We start from the raw sequence: 23,034 nt of genomic DNA, 5'->3' as shown, positions 1-23,034 counted from the left end.
GAGCAAGCAACGGGGGTGAGATCATGAAAGTGCGCGCACAGATCGGCATGGTGCTGAACCTCGACAAGTGCATCGGCTGCCACACGTGCAGCGTGACCTGCAAGAACGTCTGGACCAGCCGGCCCGGCGTCGAGTACGCCTGGTTCAACAACGTCGAGACCAAGCCCGGCATCGGCTACCCCAAGGACTGGGAAGACCAGGACAAGTGGAACGGCGGCTGGTCCCGCCACGCGGACGGCTCGATCACGCCGCGCCAGGGCGGCAAGTGGAAGCTGCTGATGCGCATCTTCGCCAATCCGAACCTGCCGCAGATCGACGACTACTACGAGCCCTTCACCTTCGACTACGAGCACCTGCACACCGCGCCCGAGATGAAGGCCGCGCCCACCGCACGGCCGCGCAGCCTCATCACCGGGCAGCGCATGGAGAAGATCGTCTGGGGCCCGAACTGGGAAGAGATCCTGGGCGGTGAATTCGCCAAGCGCAGCAAGGATCGCAACTTCGACGACATCCAGAAGGACATCTACGGCCAGTTCGAGAACACCTTCATGATGTACTTGCCGCGCCTGTGCGAGCACTGCCTGAACCCGGCGTGCGTGGCCTCGTGCCCCTCGGGCTCGATCTACAAGCGCGAGGAAGACGGCATCGTGCTGATCGACCAGGACAAGTGCCGCGGCTGGCGCATGTGCGTCTCGGGCTGCCCGTACAAGAAGATCTACTACAACTGGAAGAGCGGCAAGGCCGAGAAGTGCATCTTCTGCTACCCGCGCATCGAGGCCGGCCAGCCCACCGTCTGCAGCGAGACTTGCGTGGGCCGCATCCGCTACCTCGGCGTGATGCTCTACGACGCCGATCGCATCGAGCAGGCCGCGAGCGTGGAGCGCGACAAGGACCTGTACCAGGCGCAGCTCGACGTCTTCCTCGACCCCCACGATCCCGAAGTCATCGCGCAGGCGCGTCGCGACGGCATCCCCGAGAACTGGCTCGAGGCCGCGCGCTCGAGCCCGGTCTACAAGATGGCGATGGACTGGAAGGTCGCGCTGCCGCTGCATCCGGAATACCGCACCCTGCCGATGGTCTGGTACGTGCCGCCGCTGTCGCCGATCACCGGCGCGGCGCAGGCCGGCCACATCGGCAGCAATGGCGAGATCCCGGACGTGAACCAGCTGCGCATCCCGGTGAAGTACCTCGCCAACCTGCTCACGGCCGGCGACACCGCGCCCGTGGTCCGCGCGCTCGAACGCATGCTGGCGATGCGCGCCTGGCAGCGCGGCAAGCACGTCGAGGGCGAAGGCAATGCCGCGGCCCTGCAACAGGTCGGCCTCGACGCCGAGACGGTCGAGGAGATGTACCGCGTGATGGCGATCGCCAACTACGAGGACCGCTTCGTCATCCCGAGCACGCACCGCGAGTACGCCGAGAACGCCTTCGACCTGCGCGGCGGCTGCGGCTTCAGCTTCGGCAACGGCTGCTCCGACGGCGAGACCGACACCAGCCTGTTCGGCGGCCAGAAGAAGCGGACCATTCCGATCCGCGTGGAGTCCTGAGCCATGGCCCTCTTCAACAAGCCCACCGCCGCGCCGATGGCCCACACGCTGCGCGTGCTGGCCCGGCTGCTGGCCTACCCCGACGCCGAACTCCGCGCGCACCTCGATGCGATGCAGGGCGCGCTGCATGCCGAAGCCGCGCTCGATGCGGCCAGGCTCGCCGAAATCGACGCGCTGATCGCGCACCTCGCAGTCAGCCCGCCGCTCGACATCGAAGCCGGGTACGTCGACCTCTTCGACCGCGGCCGCGCCACCGCGCTGCACCTGTTCGAGCATGTGCACGGCGATTCGCGCGATCGCGGCCCCGCGATGGTCGACCTCACGCAGACCTACGCGCAGGCCGGCCTGCGGCTGCGCCCCGGCGAGCTGCCGGACCACCTGACGGTGGTGCTCGAATACGCATCGACGCAGCCGCCCGCGCAGGCCGCCGCCTTCCTGGCGGAATTCGCGCACATCACGCGCAGCATCTTCAGCGCGCTGCTGGAGCGCCGCAGCCCCTATGCCTGCGTGCTCGCCGCGGTGCTCGAACTCGCCGGTGAAAAGGCGCAGCCCGTGCCGATCGCGCCCGAACCCGCGCTCGACGAGGCCTGGGAGGAGCCGCTCGCCTTCGGCGGCTGCTCCACCGAAGGACAGGCCGCGCCCGGCACGCCGCAGCCCGTGCGCATCGTGCGGCGGGCCGCCACCCCCTCCAACCCACACGCCCAAGGAGCCTCGGCATGACACGCGCGGTCCATGACTTCCTGTTCACGGTCTATCCCTACATCTGCCTCGCGGTGTTCCTGCTCGGCAGCCTGGCGCGCTTCGACCGCGACCAGTACACGTGGAAGAGCGACTCGTCGCAGCTGCTGCGAAGCGGCCAGCTTCGCTGGGGCAGCAACCTGTTCCACATCGGCATCCTGTTCCTGCTGTTCGGCCACACGGTCGGGCTCTTGACGCCGCACTGGCTCTACGAGCCCTTCATCAGCGCCGGCCAGAAGCAGATGCTGGCCGTGGTCTCGGGCGGCACGGCCGGCCTGCTGTGCTTCATCGGGCTCACGCTGCTGCTGCAGCGGCGGCTCTCGGACCCGCGCATCCGCGCCACCAGCCAGCCCACCGACATCGCGATCCTCGTCGTGCTGTGGGCGCAGCTCGTGCTCGGCCTCGTCACGCTGCCCTTCTCGGTGCACCACCGCGACGGCGGCACGATGATGATCCTGGCCGATTGGGCCCAGGGCATCGTCACCTTCCGCCCCAACGCGTCCGCGCTCGCGGTCGTGGATTGGCCCTTCAAGGCGCACATGGTGCTGGGCATGACGCTGTTCCTGCTGTTCCCGTTCACGCGCCTGGTGCATGTGTGGAGCGGGCTCGCATCGGTCGGCTACCTCTTCCGGCCCTACCAGGTGGTGCGCTCGCGGCGGCTGAACCTCGCGGCCGACCGCACAGAGCCGCGCCGTCCGGCCTGAGCGAAGGAGCAAAAAGCCATGACCACACTGACCGACCTGCCCTCGGTGAACGGCGTTGCGCTCGCGCGCGACGGCGAATCGCCGGGCCCCGAAGCACTGCGCCAGCGCGCCTGCACCGAACTGCTGCGGCAGGCCGCGATGCGCGCCGGCCTGCTCGATGCGGCCGACCCCGCGCCGGTCGAAGGCGCGACCAGCGATGCGGCGACCCGCGCCATCGAGGCGCTGCTCGAGCGCGAGATCGTCCGGCCCGAGCCCTCGGAAGAAGCCTGCCGCCGCCACCACGCCGCGCACCCGAAGCACTACGCCAGCGGCGAGCGCGTGCATGCGCGCCACGTGCTCTTCGCGGTCACGCCCGGCGTCGACATCGCGCTCGTGCGCATGCGCGCCGAAGCCTGCCTGCTCGACCTGCGCTGCCAGGATGCCGCGAGCGCGAGCGAGGCCTTCGCCGCCATGGCCGCCGAGTTCTCCAACTGCCCGAGCGGTGCGCACGGCGGCGAGCTCGGCTGGCTGACCACGAACGACTGCGCGCCCGAATTCGCACGCGCCTTGTTCGGCGGCCGGGAAATCGGCGTGCTGCCGCAACTGGTTCCGACCCGCTTCGGCCTGCACGTGGTGGAAGTGCTGGCGCGCGAAGGCGGCGCGGTGCCGGCCTTCGAGGCGGTCCGGTCGGCCGTCGCGCAGGCCCTGCGCCAGCAGAGCTACGTGACCGCCCTGCGCCAGTACCTGAGCCTCCTGGCCGGCGCGGCGCGCATCGAAGGCGTCGATCTGGACGCCGCCACGACACCTCTGGTTCAATGAGAAGGCGGCTGCGCTAAAGTACCCACCCCATGCGCAGATCCCCGTCCCTGGTGGCCAAGCTGGGCGCCATCGGCGGCGCCCTGCTGCTGGCCGCGATCGCCTCCATCGGGCTCACCTTGTGGATGACCTGGCAGCTCGAAGGCGGCGCGGCCGCCATCAACGAAGCGGGGCGGATGCGCATGCAGACATGGCGGCTCGCGCAGGCGCAGGCCTTCGCCGATCCGCGGAAGATCGCCGCGCTGTCCGAGGAGCTCGACCAGAGCATCCTGCTGCTGCGCCAGGGCGACCCCGGCCGACCGCTCTTCGTGCCGCGCGACAAGGATTCGCTCGCCGCCTTCGACCAGGTGCAAGCCGGTTGGAGCGCGCTGCGCCACGACTGGTCCGCTTCGCCCGCGCCCTCGGCCGAAGCCGCCGCCGAACGCGCCCGCACGCTGGTGGAGGAGATCGACCGCTTCGTCTCGCAGATCGAGGGCTACCTCTCGCGCCTCACCGCCATCCTCAATGCGGTCCAGCTGGCCATGGTCGCGCTGGTGCTCGCGAGCGCCGTCGCCATCCTCTACCTGTCGTACCTGCTGGTCTTCAACCCGCTGGCGCGGCTGCAGGCCGGGCTCACGCGCATCCGCGACGGCGACCTCTCGGCGCGCGTCGAGCATCCGTCGCAGGACGAATTCGGGGCGCTGGCCGATGGCTTCAACCGCATGGCCGAAACCCTGCAGGACCTCTACCACGGGCTCGAATCCAAGGTGCAGGAAAAGACCATGCGCCTGGAAGCCGAGCACGCCCGGCTCGCCGCGCTCTACAAGGCGGCCGACTTCGTGAACCGCGCCGGCACGCTGGACGAACTCGCGCAAGGCTTCGCGCAGCAGATCCGCGCCGTCGCCGAGGCCGATGCCTCGGCGATCCGCTGGTCCGACGAATCGAACCGCCGCTACATCATGCTGGCCTCCGACGGCCTGCCGCGCACCTTGGTCGAGGACGAGTACTGCCTGCCCACCGGCGACTGCTTCTGCGGCCAGGACGCGGCCCACGCCAGCACGCAGGTGATCCCGATCGTGGCGCAGAACCGGCCGGATTTCCTCGGCCACTGCACGCGTGCCGGCTACGGCGCGGTGGTGAGCGTGCCCGTGCGGCTGCAGGAGCGCCTGGTCGGCGAACTGAACCTCTTCTACCGCCAGCCCGTCGCGCTCGCCGACGACGACCGCGCGCTGCTCGAAACCCTGGCGAGCCACCTGGCCGGCGCCATCGAGGGCCTGCGCGGCGCGGCGCTGCAGCGCGAGGCCGCGATCGCCGAGGAACGCGGCCTGCTCGCGCGCGAGCTGCACGATTCCATCGCGCAGAGCCTCGCCTTCCTCAAGATCCAGATCGGCCTCTTGCGTGGCGCCCTCAAGCGCGGCGACAGCGCGCAGGCCGACCGCACCCTCGCCGAACTCGATGCGGGGGTCCACGGCAGCCTGTCCGACGTGCGCGAACTGCTGGTGCACTTCCGCACCCGCACCAACACCGAGGACATCATCCCGGCGATCCAGATCACCTTGCAGAAGTTCGAGCACCAGACCGGCCTTGCCACCCATCTCTCCGTCGAAGGCCAGGGCCTGCCGCTCGCTGCCGACGTGCAGGTGCAGGTGCTGCACGTGGTGCAGGAGGCGCTGTCCAACGTGCGCAAGCATTCGGGCGCCAGCGCCGTGTGGGTCGAGGTGCAGCAGTCGCCGCCATGGCGCGTCGAGGTGCGCGACGACGGCCGCGGCTTCGCCGAGCCCGAGCACGCACCCGACGGCATCCACGTCGGCCTGCGCATCATGCGCGAGCGCGCGCGCAGCATCGGCGCCGAGGTCGAGGTGCACTCCGTCATCGGCGCCGGCACCAGCATCGTGATGACCCTGCCCGTCGCCGAAGCGCTGGCGCCGGAAGCGACGACCCCCACGACATGACCCACGACGACACCACGACGCCGATCCGCCTCCTCGTGGTCGATGACCACACCCTGTTCCGTCGCGGCGTGATCGCGCTGCTCGAGGGCGACCCGCGCTTTCGCGTCGTCGCCGAAGCGGGCGACGCCGGCGAAGCCCAGCGCCGCGCCGCCGAGAGCCAGCCCGACATCATCCTGCTCGACAACCACCTGCCCGGCGTGAAGGGCGTGGACGCCCTCGCCGGCCTCAAGCAGGCCGCGCCCGGAGCGCGCATCCTGATGCTCACGGTGAGCGAGGACGAGAACGACCTCGCCGCCGCGCTGCGCGGCGGAGCGCAGGGCTACCTGCTGAAGACCGTGGACAGCGATGTGATGGCCAGCGCGATCGTGCGCGCGATGCAGGGCGAATCCACCATCAGCCCGGAGATGACGGGCAAGCTCGTCACCGCCTTCCGCGCCGTCCAGGGCCAGCCTGCGCAGCAGCCCCAGCCGAGCGAACCGGCGGACCCGATCGGAAGCCTCTCGCCGCGCGAGCAGGAGATCCTCGCCCACATCGCGCGCGGCGCCAGCAACAAGGACATCGCGCGCGCCCTCGGCATCGCGGAGACCACGGTCAAGATCCACGTGCAGCACATCCTGCGCAAGCTGAACCTCAGCTCGCGCGTGCAGGCGGCGGTGTACGCGGTGAGCCGCTCGGAATGAGCGCGGCGCCTCCCTCAGCGGCGCTGCGTCGGATCGCCCAGGCGCAATGACACGGGCGGCTGCAGCCCGCCGCGTCCCGTCAGCCGCGCCATGATCGCGGTCTTCAGGAACGGCAGGTTCTGCGCGCCGCGCAGGACCCACTGGCGCGCCAGCCGCTGCACCGCGCCCTGGCCCGCATAGAGCTTCGCGACCGCATTGGTGCCGTGGTACATCACCACCGCGTCGCGGCGATGCGCGCGCTCGTAGCCGGCCAGCACGGCGGCGTCGCCGATGTCCCGCCCCTGGTCGCGTGCCTCGCGCAGGATCCGGGTCAGCGCGGCGACGCCCTGCAGTCCCAGGTTGTAGCCGTGCGCCGTGACCGGGTGCATGCCCACCGCCGCATCGCCGATCAGCGCGCTTCGCATGGCCGTGAAGCGGCGCGACAGGACCGTGACGAGCGGATAGGCGAAGCGCTCGCCCACCAGATGCATCGGCCCGAGCCGGCCGCCGAACTGGGTCTCGACGAGCGCGGCGTACTCCGCCGCCGGCAGCGCCATGAGCCGCGTTGCCGAAGCGGTGTCGGTGGTCAGAACCGCCGAGCACATCTCGCCCGCCAGCGGCAGCACCGCGAGCGTGCGCTCGTAGCCGAAGCATTCATGGGCCACGTCGTGATGCGGCAGCGCATGGCGCATGCGGCAGACGATCATGGTGCGGCCGAACTCATGCATGTCGGCCGCGATGCCGATCTGCCGCCGCGCCCACGAGAAGCGGCTGTCGGCGGCCACGAAGAGCTGCGCGCGCAGCGCCTCGCGAGATCCGTCCGCCACGTGTTCGACGGCGAGGTCGACATGGCTCGGCGCGGTCGCGACCTGGACCAGGCGCACCGCGTCCTGCAGCCGCACGCCCGCGCGCTCGCAGGCGGCCTCGAAGCTCACGCGCCGCAGCGCGTGGTTGGGCACGATCCAGCCCAGCGCGCCCTGCGAGCGGAACTGCAACGCCGCGTCGTGGCGATCGCCGTCGATCACGCGGGCCTCCCGGATGCGGCCGATCTCGCCGGGCCGCAGGCGCGACCACAAGCCCAGCGTGCGCAGGGTCTCGACGCTCGAATGGGTCAGTGCGATCTCGCGGCCGTCCTCGGCCGGCGCCGCCAGCGCCGCGCGCGGCTGGAGGTCGATCACGGTGACGGAAAAGTGCGCATCGGCCAGCGCGATGGCCATGGCCAGCCCGGCGGGGCCGGCGCCGACGATGACCACTTCAGCGTCCAGCGGCATGGGTCGACTCCTTCAACAAGATGGGGATGAGCGAATCCTTCTCCGCCCATTGCAGCTCGATCCATTCGCGCAGGCGCCGGCGGTAGGCCTTGTCGGCGGCGAGCTCGGACCGCACCAGCGGGGCCGGGATCTCGCGCTGGCGCACGTCGACGGTCACCGACCGCGCGCGGCCGCACAGCAGGTCCCAGAAGCTGGGCGTGCCGTCGGGGTAGACGATGGTGACGTCGAGCATCGCGTCGAAGCGCGCGCCCAGGGTCTGCAGCGCCACGCCGACGCCGCCGACCTTGGGCTCCAGCAGATGCCGGTAGCGGCTGCGCTGGCCGGCATGCCGGTGGGCCGTGAAACGCGTGCCCTCGACGAAGTTGATGACGGCCGTGGGCATGCGCTTGAACTTCTCGCAGGCCTCGCGCGTGGCGGCGAGGTCCTCGCGCTGCGACCGCGCATCGCGGCCGCGCTTCAGGAAGGGAAAGTCGAGCGCCCACCAGGCGAGGCCGACGAAGGGCACCCAGATGAGCTGCTGCTTGAGAAAGAACTTGAGGAACGGGATGCGGCCGTGAAAGATCCGCTGCAGTACGAGGATGTCCACCCAGCTCTGGTGGTTGGCGCACACAAGATACCAGCCGTGCCGATTCAACCCGTCGAGGCCCCGGACCTTCCACGGCGACGGGCATGCGGCCGCGATCCAGGCGTTGTTGACGGCCACCCAGCGGGCCGCGATCGCATTGAGCAGCCGGTCGCAGGCGGTGCGCAGCCGCCCGGCCGGCAGCACCCGCTTGCACAGCGCCGGCACCACCATCATCGAGAAGCCGGCCAGCGTGTTGAGCCCGAGCAAGAGGCCGCTCGAGACGCCGCGCACCCACGCTGGCCGCTTCATCCGCAGCTCCCGACGTGGCCGCACTGGGTGCAGAAGTCGCAGCCGTCCTTGCGGATCATGGCGTGCGCGCCGCACTCGGGGCACTTCGCGCCGGCCATCGGCGCGGGTGCTTCGATCGATGAAGCGCCGTCCGGCGACGCGCCCTCCTCCAGGTTGCCGCGCCGCGCGATGAGGTTCTGGATCGCGAAGGCGATGGCCGCCACTTCGGAGTCGTGCCACTGCGGCACCAGCGTGCCGTCGGCCTTGCGGTAGTGGCCCAGGCGCACCGGGCCGCGGTCCCACGCCACCTTGCGCATGTCGGCCAGCGCGCGTTCGAGGAACCCGCCGCGCGCGGCCAGCGACAGCAGGCGCATGCTCGCCGTGACCCACTGCTGCGACTCGCCGTTCTGGCCCACCGGCATGAAGAACTCGACCGCGCGCTCGCGCCCGTCGGCGAGCGGCAGAAAGGACACCACGAGGTACAGCGTCTGGCGGCCCTGCGAGGTCCAGTACTCGATCTTGTCGGCGAGCGCGTTCAATGCGCCCTTCGGCCGGCTCTCGATCTGCGCGCGCATCGGATCGGCCGCCACAGCAGCCGCCTGCGCCTCCGGTTGCGCTTGCGCGGGCGCGGCGTCGAGCACCGAGCCGACGATCGTGTTGGGCCGGTAGGTCGCGAGCCCCTTGAGGCCCGCGTTCCATGCCTGCTGGTAGAGGCCCTTGAAGTCCGCGTAGGGAAACTCGGCCGGCACGTTCACAGTCTTCGAGATCGCGGTGTCGACGTAGGGCTGCACCGCTTCCATCATCGCGAGGTGCGCCGAGGCGGGCATCGAGAGCGCCGAGACGAAGTATGCGGGCAGCCGCTCGATGTCGCCGCCGAGGAAGCGGTAGAGCCGCCAGGCGTGGTCCTCGACCTGGTATTCGCTGACGCTGCCGTCGGCCTCCCGCTTCTTGCGCCGGTAGGTCCACGAGAAGGCCGGCTCGATGCCGTTCGATGCGTTGTCCGCGAAGGCGAGGCTCACGGTGCCGGTCGGCGCGATCGAGACCAGATGGCTGTTGCGCAGGCCGTGTTCGCGGATCTGCGCCTGCAGTGCGGGATCGAGCCGGCTCGCGAAGGTGCCGGGCGCGAGATGGCTTTGCGCATCGAAGGCCGGGAACGCGCCCTTCTCGCGCGCCAGCGCCACCGAGGCCGCATAGGCCGCATCGCGCAGCGTGCGTGCGATGCGTGCGGCCATCTCGCGGCCTTCGGCCTCGTCATAGCGCAGGCAGAGCATCGCGAGCGCGTCGCCCAGGCCGGTGAAGCCGACGCCGATGCGCCGCTTGGCCATCGCTTCCGCGCGCTGCTGCGGCAGCGGCCAGAAGCTCAGGTCGAGCACGTTGTCGAGCGCGCGCACCTGCACCGCGACGGCGGCGCCGAAGGCGTCGAAGTCGAAGCCGGCCTTGCCGCCGATCGAGAACGGATGGCGCACGAAGCGCGGCAGGATCACCGGGCCCAGGTCGCAGCAGCCGTAGGGCGGCAAGGGCTGCTCGCCGCAGGGATTGGTGGCGTCGATGCGCTCCAGCTCGCGCAGGTTGTTGTCCTTGTTGATGGTGTCGGTGAACAGGATGCCCGGCTCGGCGAAGTCGTAGGCCGAGCGCATCACCGTGTCCCACAGCGCGCGTGCGGGCAGGCGGCGGTAGACCCAGCGGTCGCCCTCTTTCACCGCGCCCTGCGCGATCAGCGCCCCACCCGGCTGTGCGCGATGCACCAGCGCCCAGTCCCCGTCGGCCTCGAGCGCCTGCATGAAGGCATCGCTGACCGCGACGGAGACGTTGAAGTTGCTCCAGCGCCCCGGCGTGCGCTTGGCGGTGATGAACTCCAGCACGTCGGGATGGTCGATGCGCAGCACGCCCATCTGCGCGCCACGCCGCGCGCCCGCGCTTTCCACCGTGGAACACGAGCGGTCGAAGACGTCGATGTAGCTGCACGGCCCCGAGGCGAGCGAGGCGGTGGCGCGCACCGCCGCGCCGCGCGGCCGGATGCGTGAGAAGTCGTAGCCCACGCCGCCGCCGCGCCGCATGGTCTCGGCGGCTTCGCGCAGGGCTTCGTAGATGCCGGGGTAGCCGTCCGCGTCCTGGCCCTGGATGCAGTCGCCGACGGGCTGCACGAAACAGTTGATGAGCGTGGCTTCGAGGCCAGTGCCGGCGGCGCTCATGATGCGGCCCGCGCCGATCGCGCCGGCCTGCAGGTTCGCGAGGAAGCGCTCGCGCCAGGTGTCGCGCAGTTCTTCCTTTTCCACCGAGGCCAGCGCGGCCGCGACCCGCTGGAACAGGTCGTCCGCGCCCTGCTCGCCGGGCTTGAGGTATTTCTGGACCAGCACGTCCTGGCTGATCGGCTGCACGGGCAGGCGGCCCGTGACTTCGTCGTCGCGCTTCATGGCTCTATGCCGCGCCCGTCAGCGGTGCGGGACGCAGCCCGCCGAGCAGCCACTGCAGCAGGTCCTGCACCGAGCGGATCTCGCTGCCGAAGGGCAGCTTGCCCGCGCCCCGGAAGAACAGGCCCTGCTCGGTCTGGCCCGAGAAGGCATGGCCGAGCATCTTGTCGATGCAGAACTTGCCCCAGCCCGGCGTGCCGTCGCGCAGGCCGCAGTGGGCCAGGCAGTCGAAGCGCATGGTGCATTCCGTCTCCTTGTGGACCTTGGCGTTCAGCCGGGGCTCCAGCCGGAGGTACTTCGCGAGCCACTTGGTGCGCACCGCACGCGCGGGCAGGCCCGCCACGCTGGTGAATTCGACCAGGTCCTCGGGCTTGGCATCGGCCAGCACCTGCTTGAACTTCGGGTCGGCGTCGCATTCGGTGGTGACCGCGAAGGCGGTGCCGAGCTGCACCGCGGTCGCGCCCAGCGACTGCAGGCGGCGGATGTCCTCCTGGGTGCCGATGCCGCCGGCGGCGATCAGCGGGATCTTCCCTTCGATGCCGGCCGACTTGAAGAACGCCTGCGTCTGCGGGAGCACGACCTCGAAGTCGAAGCGCGGATCGTTCAGGTCACCGACCTTCGCCGCGCCGAGGTGACCGCCCGCGAGGCGCGGATGCTCGATCACGATCGCATCGGGCAGGCGGCCCTTCTTTTCCCACTTGCGCACGATCAGCTGCACGCCGCGCGCGTCGGACAGGATCGGGATCAGCGCGACCTCCGGGTGGTCCTGCGCGAGGTCGGGCAGGTCGAGCGGCAGGCCGGCGCCCACCACCAGCGCATCGATGCCGCAGGCGAGCGCCTGCCGCACCTGCGCCGCGTAGGCGGAGAGCGCCTTCATCACGTTCACGGCCAGGAGCCCGCGCCCGCCCGACAGGCGGCGCGCCAGGCTGATCTCGCGGCCGAGCGCTTCCAGGTTGGCCGCATCGATGCGCGGTCCCGCGTCGGGCTCCGCGTCGAGATTCGCCGTCTTCGCCATCAGGTCCGGATGCAGCCGGCGCAGGTCGACCGACGACACCGTGCCGACGCCGCCGAGCCCCGCCACCGTGCCGGCCAGACCGCCGGCCGAGATGCCCACGCCCATGCCGCCTTGCACGACAGGCAGCAGTTCGCGGCCCGCGAGCTTCCAGCTGCTGAGGCCCGACTTCGCGGCGAGCGCCCTCAGCTTGTCGGCCACAGACGCCGCATCGCACGGCGCCACGTCGGATGTACGCGTCATGTGCGCCCCATCAGAAGCGATAGCCGACGCCCGCGCCGAACAGCCAGGGATCCACCTTGACCGTCGAGAGCTTCTGGCCGAATTGCGTCAAGTCGGTGCGGATCTGCACCTTCTTGACGTCGAAGTTGAGGAACCAGTTCTTCGTCAGCTCGATGTCCACGCCGCCGCCTGCTGCGAGGCCCCAGCTGTTGTGGTCGAGATCCAGGCGGCCCACGGTCGGCACGAAGAGGTTCACCGAGCTGATGCGCGTGTAGTTGAGGCCCACGCCCGCGTAGGGACGGATCTTGGCGTCGGGCATGAAGTGGTACTGCAGCATCAGCGTCGGCGGCAGATGCTTGAAGGTGCCGATGTCGACCGGCCCGCCCAGCGCGCTCTGCTGCACGGTGACGGTGTGCTTCTGCGGCACGGTCAGCACCAGCTCGGCCGCGATGTTGGGCGTGAAGAAATAGGTGATGTCGAGTTCGGGGATGGTCTTGTTGTTGACCGTGATCGCATCCGAGGGGATCGCGAGCGACGGGATCGGGTCGGACTTGTTGGCGGTGTCGAGGCGCACGGCGCGTGCGCGCAGCAGCCAGTTTCCCTGCGTGCCCTGCGCTTCCTGCGCCTGTGCGAACCCGGCGCCCAGTGCGCCGAGGATGGCAACGGCAATCCATGCGCGCGGAAGATTCTTGTTCATGTATCAGCAACTCCAGATTGGGCCGACGTCAGAGGGTGCGTCGGCAGCCGGAGGCAGTGTCGGTGCGCGTGGCAGGCGAAAACCTTGATCCATGGCAAGACAAGCGCCAAGGGGCGCCGCGATGGCGATGGACTTGATCCAGGTCAGCGGTTCGCTGCCAACGAATCGTGCGTCCAGGGCTTCCATCGAACCGCCCTGTGGGCGTATCGTGGCAACCCCAACATCAACTGGAGACATCGCACCATGGCAACAAGCAGAACGAGCACTACCGCCGCGAAAAAGGCGGGCTCCACACGCGGCAGCGCCGCCGACGACATCCAGGACGTCTTGGTCAAGCCGCTCAAGGGCATGGCCGAGCGGCTCCAGAACCTGCCCTTGGCCGGTGCCGCTGGCGCGATCGTGGAAAGCGGACGCAAGGACCTGCAGGCGCTCGTGCAGGCCAACGAGAAGTCCTACCAGGGCCTGCAGGCCGTGGTGCAGCGGCAGACCGAGATGCTCAAGACATCGATCCAGGACTGGCAGAACACCGTCAAGGGCATGTCGGCCGGCGAGCCGCGCGAGAACCTCGCCAAGCTCGATGCGATGGGCAAGGCCGCCTTCAAGCAGGCGCTGGACGACATCCGCGAGCTGTCCGAGATGGCCGCCAAGTCGCAGTCCGAGGCGTTCGAAGTGGTGCGCAAGCGCATCGGCGAGAACGTGGACGAGGTGAGCAAGCTGCTGCGCAGCCGCAAATAGCAGCATCGCCGTGCCCGCGGCTCGGGGTTTCTCCTTCGCGAAAACGAGAAATACGCCCGTGACACGTCACACAAGGCGCGTACATTGCTAGGGTTCTGTTCAAGCGATCCGACGATCAAGAATCAAACCATGGCATCGATTTCTCAGACTCGCGCATCCTCGAAGCCCGGCGGCGAAGCCGCCGAGCGTGAACGACTGCGGCAGGCCCTGCCCGCGACCGTGGGCCATCTGCGGCAGCACCAGGCCGGCCGGATCGACGACAACGACATCGAAGCCTACGTCAAGCTCAACTGGCTCGAATGGCACGGCGGCGGGTTGCGGCTCACGATCACGGGCCGCAACGTCTGCGCGCAGGTGGCGACCCCCGCTTCCTGAGCAGGCTCAGGGCGCGCTGCCCTGCGGGCCGACCGTCGGCGGCGCCGCATGGTTCGAGCCGTGCGGCAATTTGCGGCCCAGGCTTTCGCCCCAGCGCCGCACCGGCGCGCTGGCCCGCTCGGCGGTGTTGTTGACGCCCCTGCGTGTGGCGTCGGCGCCGCGCTCGATCCCGCGGCCCGTGGCATTCGCGCCGCGTTCGATGCCGCCCAGGACCTTGCTGTCGCTGGTGTTCGCGAAGGCGGCCGGGGCCTGGAGCAGGCCGGTGGCCGCGAGCGCAAGACATGCTGCGGCGCGTGCCAGGACGGGAACGCGGTTCTCGTTGCGTGAAGTCATGAATGGTCTTCCTTCGATTCGGATTCGGCGGCCGCGCGCGCCATGCGTTCGCTCTTCCAGTAGACATCGTCGCCGCCGTCGACACGGTTGAGCACACGGGCCAGCACGAAGAGCAGGTCGCTCAGGCGGTTGAGGTAGCGGCGCAAGGTGTCGTTGATCTCTTCCGCCCTGCCAAGCGCCACCACGGCGCGCTCGGCGCGGCGGGCGACCGTGCGGCACACGTGCGCGAGCGACGCCCCGCAGGTGCCGGCCGGCAGGATGAATTCCGCCAGGCGCGGCAGCGCCGCGTTGTGGTCGGCGAGCGCATTGTCGAGCTGCAGCAGCGCCTCGGGCTTGAGCAAGGTGTAGCCCGGCATCGACAGCTCGCCGCCGAGATTGAACAACTGGTGCTGCACGTCGACGAGCAGCTCGCGCACCGGCTCGGGCATGGGCTCGCACAGCAGCACGCCGATGTTCGAGTTGAGTTCGTCCACGTCGCCCATGGCCTGCACGCGCAGGTGGTCCTTGGGCACGCGGGTGTTGTCGCCGAGGCCGGTGGTGCCGTCGTCGCCGGTACGGGTCGCGATCTGGGTCAGGCGGTTGCCCATGGAATGTCCCTGTCTTCTTTCGAGAGTGCGGTTCGTAGAATGTTAGCCCCCTTCAGGAGTCTGCCGATGAACGCCCCCGCCGCACTGTCCCACCTGACGCCCGAGATCGCGCTGCGCGAGGTACCCGATGCGCTGATCGACGCCCTGAAGGCCCGCTTCGGCGATCAGTGCTCGACCGCGATGGCGGTGCGCACCCAGCACGGCCGTGACGAATCCTCCTTCGAAGCGCCGCCGCCCTCTGCCGTCGTGTTCGCCGAAAGCACGCAGGACGTGGCCGATGCAGTGAGGCTGGCGAGCGACTACAGCGTGCCGGTGATCCCCTTCGGCGTGGGCTCCTCGCTCGAAGGCCACCTGCTCGCGGTGCAGGGCGGCATCAGCATCGACGTCGGGCGCATGAACCGCGTGCTGTCGGTCAATGCCGACGACCTGACGGTGACGGTGCAGCCCGGCGTGACGCGCAAGCAGCTCAACGAGGAGATCAAGAGCACTGGCCTCTTCTTCCCGATCGATCCGGGCGCCGATGCCTCGATCGGCGGCATGTCCGCCACGCGCGCGAGCGGCACCAACGCCGTGCGCTACGGCACGATGCGCGAGAACGTCCTCTCGCTCGAGGTGGTGACCGCGAGCGGCGAGGTCATCCGCACCGGCACGCGCGCCAAGAAGTCTTCCGCCGGCTACGACCTCACGCGCCTGTTCGTCGGCAGCGAAGGCACGCTGGGCGTGATCACCGAGATCACGCTGCGGATCTATCCGCTGCCCGAGGCGGTTTCGGCGGCGATCTGCTCGTTCCCGAGCATCGAGGCGGCGGTGCGCACGGTCATCGAGACCATCCAGCTCGGCGTGCCGATCGCGCGCGTCGAACTGATCGACGTGAACACGGTGCGCATGGTCAATGCCTATGCCAAGCTCAGCCTGCGCGAAGAGCCGATGCTGCTGATGGAATTCCACGGCTCTCCCACCGGTGTCAAGGAGCAGGCCGAGACGGTGCAGGAGATCGCGAGCGGCCACGGCGGCAATGCCTTCGAATGGGCCAGCACGCCCGAGGAGCGCACCCGCCTCTGGACCGCGCGCCACAACAGCTATTTCGCCGCGGTGCAATCGCGCCCGGGCTGCCGCGTGATCTCGACCGATACCTGCGTGCCGATCTCCCGGCTGGCCGACTGCCTGCTCGAATCGGTCGCCGAAGCCGATGCGAGCGGCATCCCCTACTTCCTCGTCGGCCATGTCGGCGACGGCAATTTCCACTTCGGCTACCTCCTGGATCCCAACGATCCGAAGGAACGCGAAACGGCCGAGCAACTGAATCACTCGCTGGTCGCGCGCGCCCTGTCGCTCGAAGGCACCTGCACCGGCGAGCACGGCGTGGGGCTGCACAAGATGGGCTTCCTGGTCGATGAGGCCGGCGCCGGCGCGGTAGAGCTGATGCGGACGATCAAGCGTGCGCTCGATCCGAAGAACATCATGAACCCCGGAAAAATCTTCAGTCTGTAGCTGCCGTCTGGCGAATGCGGTCGATCAGGCCGTTGAGGGCGTCCAGCGATCCGAAGTGGATCGCCAGTTCGCCGCTCTCTTCCACGCGCCCGCCGCGCTTGCTGCGCTTCTTGATGCGCACCTCGACCTCGGCGGCGAGCAGGTCGGCAAGCTCTTCTTCCACGCGCAGCAGATCGCGCGATTTCTCGGGGGTGCCGCGGCGCGATGTCGGCGTCAGGCTGAACTCGGCGGCCAGCCGCTTCACCAGCGCCTCGGCTTCGCGCACCGACATCTTCCTGGCCGCGATCTGGTTCGCGGCCGTGATCTGGGTGCCCTTGTCAAGCGACAGCAGCGCGCGCGCGTGACCCATGTCGATGTCGCCGGCCATGAGCATCGCCTGCGCCGGCTCGGCCAGATTCAACAGGCGCAGCAGGTTGCTGGCGGCGCTCCGGGAGCGTCCCACGGCTTGCGCAGCCGATTCGTGAGTGAGTCCAAACTCAATGACCAGACGTTGCAAACCCTGGGCTTCTTCCAGCGGGTTGAGGTCTTCGCGCTGGATGTTCTCGATCAGCGACATGGCGGCGGCGGCCTCGTTGGGCACGTCGCGGACCAGCACGGGCACACTTTCGAGCCCGGCAAGGCGGGCGGCGCGGAAGCGGCGCTCGCCGGCGATGATCTCGAATTCGGCGTTCTTCATGCGCGCGGCGTCCCCATCGAGGCGGCGCACGAGGATCGGCTGCATGATCCCCTGCGCCTTGATGCTCTCGGCGAGTTCATAGAGCGCGCCCTCGTCCATTCGGGTCCGCGGCTGATAGACGCCCGGCACCATCTGGTCGAGGTTCAGCGACGTCGGGCTCGGCGGCGCCGAATCGTCCGGCAAGGCGGTGTCTGGCCCGTTGAAGGTGGGGCCCAGCAGGGCTTCGAGTCCGCGGCCGAGGCCCTTGGGTTTTTTGGTCGCCATGGAGATCAGTCTTCTTTCAGGAGATCGGTCAGGAGCTTGCGGCCCTCGGGCCAGTCGCCGAGGCCGGATTCGCTGTTGATGTGGCCGCGTGCGCCGGCGTCGATGTAGTTCGCGCCCCAATCGCGCGCCAACCCGCGCGAGCGCTCGGCGGCGCAGTAAGGGTCGTTGGGGGCCGCGACCATCAGCGACGGAAATGGCAGCGGCCGGCGCACGATCGGGGCCCAGCCCGGGATCATCTGCCGCAGATCTTCGCGCTCGACGTCGCCCGGCGCGACCAGCAGCGCAGCACGCACCTTGCCGGCATGGCGCGAATGCGCCGCCCAGGCCGCGACGAGGATGCAGCCGAGACTGTGCGCCACCAGGACCACCGGCCCCGGCGCAGCAATGACCTCCTCCTCCAGGCGCGCCGACCAGTCGCCGCGCAGGGGCCTCATCCAGTCATGCTGCTCGACGCGGCGGTCGCCATGGATCGCTTCCCAGCGGCTTTGCCAGTGGGCGGGGTCGCTGTTCTGCCAGCCGGGCAGCAACAGGATCTGGGAAGAAGTCATCGGTGAGGTAGGCGTGGAGTGGTGGGTGTGGTCAGGGGGATTCCGGTGTTTCCTCGGGTGCATGGACCGTCACCGGCGGCGGGTCCATCGGCGTTGGCACGGCGGGCGCCGAGGCATCGGAGCTCATGGCACTGGCCGGCGGCATCTTGCGCACCAGCTCTTCTGCGAAGGCGATGAAAGCCTGGCTGCCCTTGGCCGGCGGATCGAAGACCACGCCCGGAAGGCCGTAGCTCGGAGCTTCCGCGAGCCGCACGTTGCGCGGAATGACGGTGTCGAACACCTTCTCGCCGAAGTGCGCCTTGAGTTGCTCGCTGACCTGCTGCTGCAGCGTGATGCGCGGATCGAACATCACGCGCAGCAGGCCGATGATCTGCAGGTTCTTGTTGAGGTTGGCGTGGACCTGCTTGATGGTGTTGACGAGGTCCGTCAGCCCTTCGAGCGCAAAGTACTCGCACTGCATGGGCACGATGACGCCATGCGCCGCGCACAGGCCGTTGAGCGTCAGCAGGCTCAGGCTCGGGGGGCAATCGATGAGGATGAAGTCGTACTCGGCGCCGACGGCCGCGAGCGAAGTGCGCAGGCGTTTCTCGCGCCGGTCGAGCGCCACCATTTCGACTTCTGCCCCGGCCAGCTCGCGGTTTGCGCCCAGCACGTCGTAGCCGCATTTCTCGGCCCTCACCCGCGCTTCGGCGACCGAGGCCGATTCGAGCAGCACGTCGTACACCGTGGTCTCGAGCTGCCGCTTGTCGATGCCGGAGCCCATGGTCGCGTTGCCCTGGGGGTCGAGATCGATCATCAGGACCCGTTGTCCGACCTTCGCCAGGCCGGCAGCCAGATTCACCGTGGTCGTCGTCTTGCCGACGCCGCCCTTCTGGTTCGCAATGCAGAAGATCTTTGCCATGACGCGCGGCTTACCTCGAGATCGCGAGCCGGACGCCGAAACCGATCAGGAACACGCCGGCGATCTTGTTGAGCCAGACCGTCGCACGCGGGTTGGCGCGGACTCTTTCGGCCAGGAAGTGGGTCAGCAGCGTGGCGGTGAGGCCGTAGAGGAAGGTCAGGAAGGCGATGGTCATCGCCATGACCGCGAAGGTCGTGAGGCCCTGATGGCGTGCCGGATCGACGAAGAGCGGGAAAAATGCCATGTAGAAGACGATCGCCTTCGGATTCAACAGCGTGATCGTCACCGCCTGCTGGAAGTACTGGCGGGGACGGATATTGAGGATCGGCGCAGCGCCGGGCTTGGTACGCAGCATCTTGAAGCCGAGCCACGCAAGATAGACCGCGCCGAGCCACTGGACGAGGTGGAAGGCGGTCGGATAGGCAGCGAGCAAGGTCGCAACGCCCGCGACAGCGGCCCACATGAGCACCTGATCCCCTGAAATCAGGCCGAAAGTCGCCGCCATGCCGCCGCGGATGCCACCTTTGCTGGTCGAAGTGATCAGCGCCAGGTTGCCCGGTCCGGGAATCGCGAGAAAAAGGATGATGGCTGCGACGAACGCGCCGTAATCAGCGATGCCGAACATGCGAATGGCTCAAAAAGGGATGCGCCGAGTCTAAGCGAGGTCGGCGCGGAGCCGACCGCTCAACCGGCAGGTTTTCGCATCCAGACGATGCAGCGCTCGGCATCCAGCCCCGGAACGAGCAGTTGTTCCACGTGAAACACCTCGGCCTGGGGCGGAAGCTGGGCGATTTCGTCGTTCGGCACCTTGCCCTTCATCGCCATCCAGACGCCGTCCGGCGCCAGAAGATGAACGGATCCGAGCACGAAATCAGGCAAGGACGAAAAGGCGCGTGAGCTGATGACGTCGTAACTGCCGGTCAGCGCCTCGACCCGGGCATGCAGCCCGTGCAGGTTTCGCAACGCCAATTCCGACGCCACTTGCTGGACGAAGGCCGCCTTCTTCGCGACCGCGTCCACGCAGGTGACCTGGACGTCGCCCCGAAGAATCGCGATCACGACGCCGGGCAATCCGGCGCCCGCGCCCACGTCAAGCAGCTTGGCCGCCCCACCCCGCTGGCGCTGGAGAGGACCGACGGCGGCCAGACTGTCGAGCAAATGATGGGTCAGGACGGCCGCTGGATCCCGGAGCGCGGTCAGGTTGTAGACCTTGTTCCATTTAAGGATGAGGTCTCCGTACGCCAGGAGCCGTTCCGCCTGTTCGCCGCCGAGCGCGATGCCGAGTGCCTCGGCGCCCCGGCGCAGCTGTTCCTTCTGGCTCATTCGTCGGACTGCGCTTCGGCTGCTGCTTCGCGCAGGAGTGCCCGGTGTCCACCCTTGCGAAGATGGATCATCAGCAGCGAGATCGCCGCCGGCGTCACGCCGGAGATGCGCGATGCCATGCCCAAGGTCTCGGGGCGGTGCTTCGCCAGCTTTTGCCGGACTTCGATGCTCAGCGCCTTGACCTGGCTGTAATCCAGATCGTCCGGCAGCTTGAGGCTCTCGAAGTGTGCGGCGCGCTCCACTTCGTCGTGCTGGCGGTCGATGTAGCCGGAATACTTGGCGGCGATTTCGATCTGCTCGATTTCCGTCTCGCCGAGCGTTTCGTCCGAGCGGTACTTGCCGCCGTCCAGCGACATGAGCGATTCGTAGCTCACATTGGGGCGCCGCAGCAGATCGCCGAGGTTGTATTCGTGATCGATCGCCTTACCCAGCACCCGTTCGGATTCGGCGGCCGCCAGATTGCGCGGATTCACCCAGATCGAACGCAGCCGCTCTGTTTCACGTGAAACAAGGTCGCGTTTGCGCGAGAAAGCGTCCCAGCGGGCATCGTCCACCAGCCCGAGCTTGCGGCCGACCTCGGTCAGCCGCATGTCGGCGTTGTCTTCGCGAAGCTGGAGCCGGAATTCGGCCCGGCTCGTGAACATCCGGTACGGCTCGGTCACGCCCTTGGTGATCAAGTCGTCGACCAGCACGCCCAGGTAGGCCTCGTCACGCCGGGGCAGCCAAGGCGCCTCTCCCCTGCACTGGAGCGCCGCGTTGATGCCGGCGAACAGCCCCTGAGCCGCGGCCTCTTCGTAGCCGGTCGTGCCGTTGATCTGCCCGGCGAAGAACAAACCCCGGATGGCGCGCGTCTCGAAGTTGCTCTTGAGCTCGCGGGGGTCGAAATAGTCGTACTCGATCGCGTAGCCTGGACGCAGGATGTGGGCGTTCTCCAACCCGGCCATCGAACGCACCAGCTTGAACTGGATGTCGAACGGCAGGCTGGTCGAGATCCCGTTCGGGTAGTACTCGTTGGTGGTCAGCCCCTCGGGCTCGAGGAAGATCTGGTGGCTTTCCTTGTCCGCGAAGCGATTGATCTTGTCTTCCACGCTCGGGCAGTAGCGCGGACCGACACCGTCGATCTTGCCGGTGAACATCGGGCTGCGATCGAAGCCGGAGCGGATGATCTCGTGCGTGCGTGCATTGGTGTTCGTGATCCAGCACGGCATCTGCTGCGGATGCATGTCCGCGCGACCCATGAAGCTGAAGACCGGCATCGGCCCTGCCCCACCCGGCATGCCGTCGCCCGGCTGCTCGGTGCACTTCGAGAAATCGATGGTGCGGCCATCGAGACGCGGCGGCGTGCCGGTCTTGAGCCGCCCTTGCGGCAGCTTGAGTTCCTTGAGACGTGCCGACAGGCTCACCGCGGGCGGATCGCCCGCCCGGCCGGCCTGGTAGTTGTCCAGCCCCACATGGATGCGGCCGTCGAGGAAGGTCCCCGCGGTCAGCACGACGGTGCGGGCGCGGAAAGCGATCCCAACCTGCGTCACGGCGCCGATGACGCGATCGCCCTCGATCATGAGGTCGTCCACGGCCTGCTGGAAAAGCGAGAGATTCGGCTGGTTCTCCAGCCGGCGCCGGATCGCGGCCTTGTAGAGTACGCGGTCGGCTTGCGCGCGCGTCGCACGCACCGCCGGACCTTTGCTCGAATTCAGCACCCGGAACTGGATCCCGGCCTCGTCCGTCGCGATCGCCATCGCGCCACCCAGCGCATCGACTTCCTTGACCAGATGGCCCTTGCCGATGCCGCCGATCGACGGATTGCAGCTCATCTGCCCCAGCGTCTCGATGTTGTGGGTCAAAAGGAGCGTGCGGGCGCCCATCCGGGCGGATGCGAGCGCCGCTTCGGTGCCGGCATGGCCTCCGCCGACAACGATCACATCGAATTCTTCGGGATACAGCATGAGAGTGGGCGCACTGCCGCGTGCGCTGCGCAAAGGGGGCCATGATTTTAATCGCCGGCAGCGTCACTCGCCGCTTTGGGGACAAAGCCAGTGCTTGAACTGTTGCTATCTATTTGATAGCAATCGTTTAGTTAGTGGATGCTCACGCCATGCTGCCATCGCCGCCTCGCGAGGCCCCCTCAGGACAAAAAACGCGGTCCGCCCGAACCCGCTAGCATCGTCCTCCCCTTCCGAAAAACACCTATCGATATTCCCTTGGAGGTTTTTGCATGAAGTTGTATTACTCGCCGGGCGCCTGCTCGCTGTCCCCCCACATCGCGCTGCGCGAAGCCGGGCTCGCCTTCGAACCGGTACTCGCCAGCACCAAGAGCCACAAGCTCCAGGACGGCACCGACTACTACGGCATCAACCCGCTTGGCTACGTGCCGATGCTCGAGCTCGACGACGGCACGCGCCTTCGCGAAGGCCCGGCGATCGTGCAGTACATCGCCGACCTCGCGCCCAACAAGAATCTCGCGCCCGCCAACGGCACCCTGCCGCGCTACCGCCTGCAGGAGTGGCTGACCTTCATCGGCACCGAGATCCACAAGACCTTCTCGCCGCTTTTCAACCCCAGCATGCCGGAAGAGGCCAAGGCGGTCTTCAAGGCCAAGCTCCAGTCGCGCTACGAATGGCTCAATGGCCAGTTCGAGGGCAAGGCCTTCCTGATGGGCGACCACTTCACGGTTGCCGACGGCTACCTGTTCACCGTCACCAACTGGGCCAAGCCGATGGGCATCGAGCTTTCCGGCTTCCCGAACGTCGCCGCGTGGCACGCCCGCATCGCTGCGCGTCCCGCCGTACAGGAAGCGATGAAGCTGGAAGGCCTCGTCAAGTAAGCGCCGGGGCGGGCGTTCCATCGCTGCGTGGCCTCGGCCGCGAGCCGGCAGCGGGCCCGCCTACCAGCAAACGGACAACCCCGTGACAGCGGGGGATGCGCTTCGGGTTTACCCTTGCCTCGTTCTCAACAACAAGCAAC

At 68.4% G+C, this 23,034-nt stretch carries 23 protein-coding genes; 10 read left to right on the top strand and 13 right to left on the bottom strand.

Annotation, left to right across the window (positions count from 1 at the left end; translation table 11 throughout):
• Window positions 1-23: 23 nt before the first annotated feature.
• Genes narH through VAR608DRAFT_RS00245 form a run of 6 tightly spaced genes read left to right on the top strand, consistent with a single transcriptional unit; the run spans window position 24 to window position 6,395 of the window.
• Window positions 24-1,547, top strand: a complete 1,524-nt coding sequence (gene narH / locus VAR608DRAFT_RS00270; RefSeq protein ID WP_088952238.1) for a nitrate reductase subunit beta — start codon at window positions 24-26, stop codon at window positions 1,545-1,547.
• 3 nt (window positions 1,548-1,550) lie between these two features.
• On the top strand, window positions 1,551-2,267 hold the full coding sequence (gene narJ, locus VAR608DRAFT_RS00265; protein WP_197700444.1) for a nitrate reductase molybdenum cofactor assembly chaperone: 717 nt from the start codon (window positions 1,551-1,553) through the stop codon (window positions 2,265-2,267).
• A complete protein-coding gene (gene narI / locus VAR608DRAFT_RS00260) occupies window positions 2,264-2,989 on the top strand; it encodes a respiratory nitrate reductase subunit gamma (protein ID WP_088952237.1) in 726 nt (241 codons plus the stop codon). The genes narJ and narI overlap by 4 nt, the downstream gene beginning before the upstream one ends.
• Before the next feature lie 18 nt (window positions 2,990-3,007).
• Window positions 3,008-3,787, top strand: a complete 780-nt coding sequence (locus VAR608DRAFT_RS00255; RefSeq protein ID WP_088952236.1) for a peptidylprolyl isomerase — start codon at window positions 3,008-3,010, stop codon at window positions 3,785-3,787.
• Between the two features lie 29 nt (window positions 3,788-3,816).
• Window positions 3,817-5,715, top strand: coding sequence for a type IV pili methyl-accepting chemotaxis transducer N-terminal domain-containing protein (locus VAR608DRAFT_RS00250; protein ID WP_088952235.1), 1,899 nt, complete (start codon window positions 3,817-3,819; stop codon window positions 5,713-5,715).
• Window positions 5,712-6,395: a response regulator gene (locus tag VAR608DRAFT_RS00245; protein ID WP_088952234.1), complete on the top strand. Its 684-nt coding sequence runs from the start codon at window positions 5,712-5,714 to the stop codon at window positions 6,393-6,395. The genes VAR608DRAFT_RS00250 and VAR608DRAFT_RS00245 overlap by 4 nt, the downstream gene beginning before the upstream one ends.
• Before the next feature lie 14 nt (window positions 6,396-6,409).
• Here VAR608DRAFT_RS00245 and ubiM read toward each other — a convergent pair whose 3' ends face one another.
• The 5 genes from ubiM to VAR608DRAFT_RS00220 are packed head-to-tail and all read right to left on the bottom strand — an operon-like array spanning window position 6,410 to window position 12,840.
• Window positions 6,410-7,645: a 5-demethoxyubiquinol-8 5-hydroxylase UbiM gene (gene ubiM / locus VAR608DRAFT_RS00240; RefSeq protein WP_088952233.1), complete on the bottom strand. Its 1,236-nt coding sequence runs from the start codon at window positions 7,643-7,645 to the stop codon at window positions 6,410-6,412.
• A complete protein-coding gene (locus VAR608DRAFT_RS00235; RefSeq protein WP_088952232.1) occupies window positions 7,629-8,519 on the bottom strand; it encodes an acyltransferase in 891 nt (296 codons plus the stop codon). The genes ubiM and VAR608DRAFT_RS00235 overlap by 17 nt, the downstream gene beginning before the upstream one ends.
• The gene (locus VAR608DRAFT_RS00230; protein WP_088952231.1) at window positions 8,516-10,912 is read right to left on the bottom strand and encodes an adenosylcobalamin-dependent ribonucleoside-diphosphate reductase; all 2,397 of its coding nucleotides are present in this window, start codon (window positions 10,910-10,912) and stop codon (window positions 8,516-8,518) included. The genes VAR608DRAFT_RS00235 and VAR608DRAFT_RS00230 overlap by 4 nt, the downstream gene beginning before the upstream one ends.
• Before the next feature lie 4 nt (window positions 10,913-10,916).
• Window positions 10,917-12,164, bottom strand: a complete 1,248-nt coding sequence (locus VAR608DRAFT_RS00225) for an NAD(P)H-dependent flavin oxidoreductase (RefSeq protein ID WP_088952230.1) — start codon at window positions 12,162-12,164, stop codon at window positions 10,917-10,919.
• 10 nt (window positions 12,165-12,174) lie between these two features.
• Window positions 12,175-12,840: an OmpW/AlkL family protein gene (locus VAR608DRAFT_RS00220; RefSeq protein WP_088952229.1), complete on the bottom strand. Its 666-nt coding sequence runs from the start codon at window positions 12,838-12,840 to the stop codon at window positions 12,175-12,177.
• A gap of 243 nt (window positions 12,841-13,083) precedes the next feature.
• Here VAR608DRAFT_RS00220 and phaP point away from each other — a divergent pair, with 243 nt between their 5' ends.
• The gene (phaP, locus tag VAR608DRAFT_RS00215) at window positions 13,084-13,575 is read left to right on the top strand and encodes a TIGR01841 family phasin (RefSeq protein WP_088958525.1); all 492 of its coding nucleotides are present in this window, start codon (window positions 13,084-13,086) and stop codon (window positions 13,573-13,575) included.
• 129 nt (window positions 13,576-13,704) lie between these two features.
• Complete coding sequence (locus VAR608DRAFT_RS00210) at window positions 13,705-13,950, top strand: hypothetical protein (RefSeq protein ID WP_088952228.1); 246 nt, start codon at window positions 13,705-13,707, stop codon at window positions 13,948-13,950.
• Window positions 13,951-13,956: 6 nt separating this feature from the next.
• Here the strand turns inward: VAR608DRAFT_RS00210 and VAR608DRAFT_RS00205 are convergent, their stop codons facing one another.
• On the bottom strand, window positions 13,957-14,283 hold the full coding sequence (locus VAR608DRAFT_RS00205; RefSeq protein WP_088952227.1) for a hypothetical protein: 327 nt from the start codon (window positions 14,281-14,283) through the stop codon (window positions 13,957-13,959).
• The gene (locus tag VAR608DRAFT_RS00200) at window positions 14,280-14,870 is read right to left on the bottom strand and encodes a cob(I)yrinic acid a,c-diamide adenosyltransferase (RefSeq protein WP_088952226.1); all 591 of its coding nucleotides are present in this window, start codon (window positions 14,868-14,870) and stop codon (window positions 14,280-14,282) included. Before VAR608DRAFT_RS00200 ends, VAR608DRAFT_RS00205 begins: the two co-directional genes overlap by 4 nt.
• 66 nt (window positions 14,871-14,936) lie before the next feature.
• Between VAR608DRAFT_RS00200 and VAR608DRAFT_RS00195 the strand changes: the two genes are divergently transcribed.
• A complete protein-coding gene (locus tag VAR608DRAFT_RS00195; protein WP_088952225.1) occupies window positions 14,937-16,361 on the top strand; it encodes an FAD-binding oxidoreductase in 1,425 nt (474 codons plus the stop codon).
• On the opposite strand, the gene VAR608DRAFT_RS00190 is transcribed toward VAR608DRAFT_RS00195, so the two are convergent.
• Genes VAR608DRAFT_RS00190 through mnmG form a run of 6 tightly spaced genes read right to left on the bottom strand, consistent with a single transcriptional unit; the run spans window position 16,351 to window position 22,016 of the window.
• Entirely contained in the window at window positions 16,351-17,301 is a 951-nt protein-coding gene (locus tag VAR608DRAFT_RS00190; RefSeq protein WP_088952224.1) for a ParB/RepB/Spo0J family partition protein, read from the bottom strand. The genes VAR608DRAFT_RS00195 and VAR608DRAFT_RS00190 overlap by 11 nt on opposite strands.
• Window positions 17,302-17,306: 5 nt before the next feature.
• On the bottom strand, window positions 17,307-17,849 hold the full coding sequence (locus VAR608DRAFT_RS00185) for an RBBP9/YdeN family alpha/beta hydrolase (protein ID WP_088952223.1): 543 nt from the start codon (window positions 17,847-17,849) through the stop codon (window positions 17,307-17,309).
• A gap of 31 nt (window positions 17,850-17,880) precedes the next feature.
• Window positions 17,881-18,750: a ParA family protein gene (locus tag VAR608DRAFT_RS00180; RefSeq protein WP_088952222.1), complete on the bottom strand. Its 870-nt coding sequence runs from the start codon at window positions 18,748-18,750 to the stop codon at window positions 17,881-17,883.
• Between the two features lie 10 nt (window positions 18,751-18,760).
• Window positions 18,761-19,375, bottom strand: coding sequence for a LysE family transporter (locus VAR608DRAFT_RS00175; RefSeq protein WP_088952221.1), 615 nt, complete (start codon window positions 19,373-19,375; stop codon window positions 18,761-18,763).
• Window positions 19,376-19,434: 59 nt separating this feature from the next.
• Window positions 19,435-20,073 carry a 16S rRNA (guanine(527)-N(7))-methyltransferase RsmG gene (rsmG, locus tag VAR608DRAFT_RS00170; RefSeq protein WP_088952220.1) on the bottom strand — a complete coding sequence of 213 codons (639 nt, stop codon included), beginning with the start codon at window positions 20,071-20,073 and terminating at the stop codon, window positions 19,435-19,437.
• Entirely contained in the window at window positions 20,070-22,016 is a 1,947-nt protein-coding gene (gene mnmG / locus VAR608DRAFT_RS00165; RefSeq protein ID WP_088952219.1) for a tRNA uridine-5-carboxymethylaminomethyl(34) synthesis enzyme MnmG, read from the bottom strand. Before mnmG ends, rsmG begins: the two co-directional genes overlap by 4 nt.
• 269 nt (window positions 22,017-22,285) lie before the next feature.
• On the opposite strand from mnmG, the gene gstA reads away from it, so the two are divergent.
• Window positions 22,286-22,894: a glutathione transferase GstA gene (gstA, locus tag VAR608DRAFT_RS00160; protein WP_088952218.1), complete on the top strand. Its 609-nt coding sequence runs from the start codon at window positions 22,286-22,288 to the stop codon at window positions 22,892-22,894.
• Window positions 22,895-23,034 lie beyond the last annotated feature (140 nt).

It is taken from the genome of Variovorax sp. HW608, assembly GCF_900090195.1.
Taxonomy (GTDB): Bacteria; Pseudomonadota; Gammaproteobacteria; order Burkholderiales; family Burkholderiaceae_C; genus Variovorax.
This window is presented reverse-complemented; position numbering and strand designations above follow the sequence as displayed.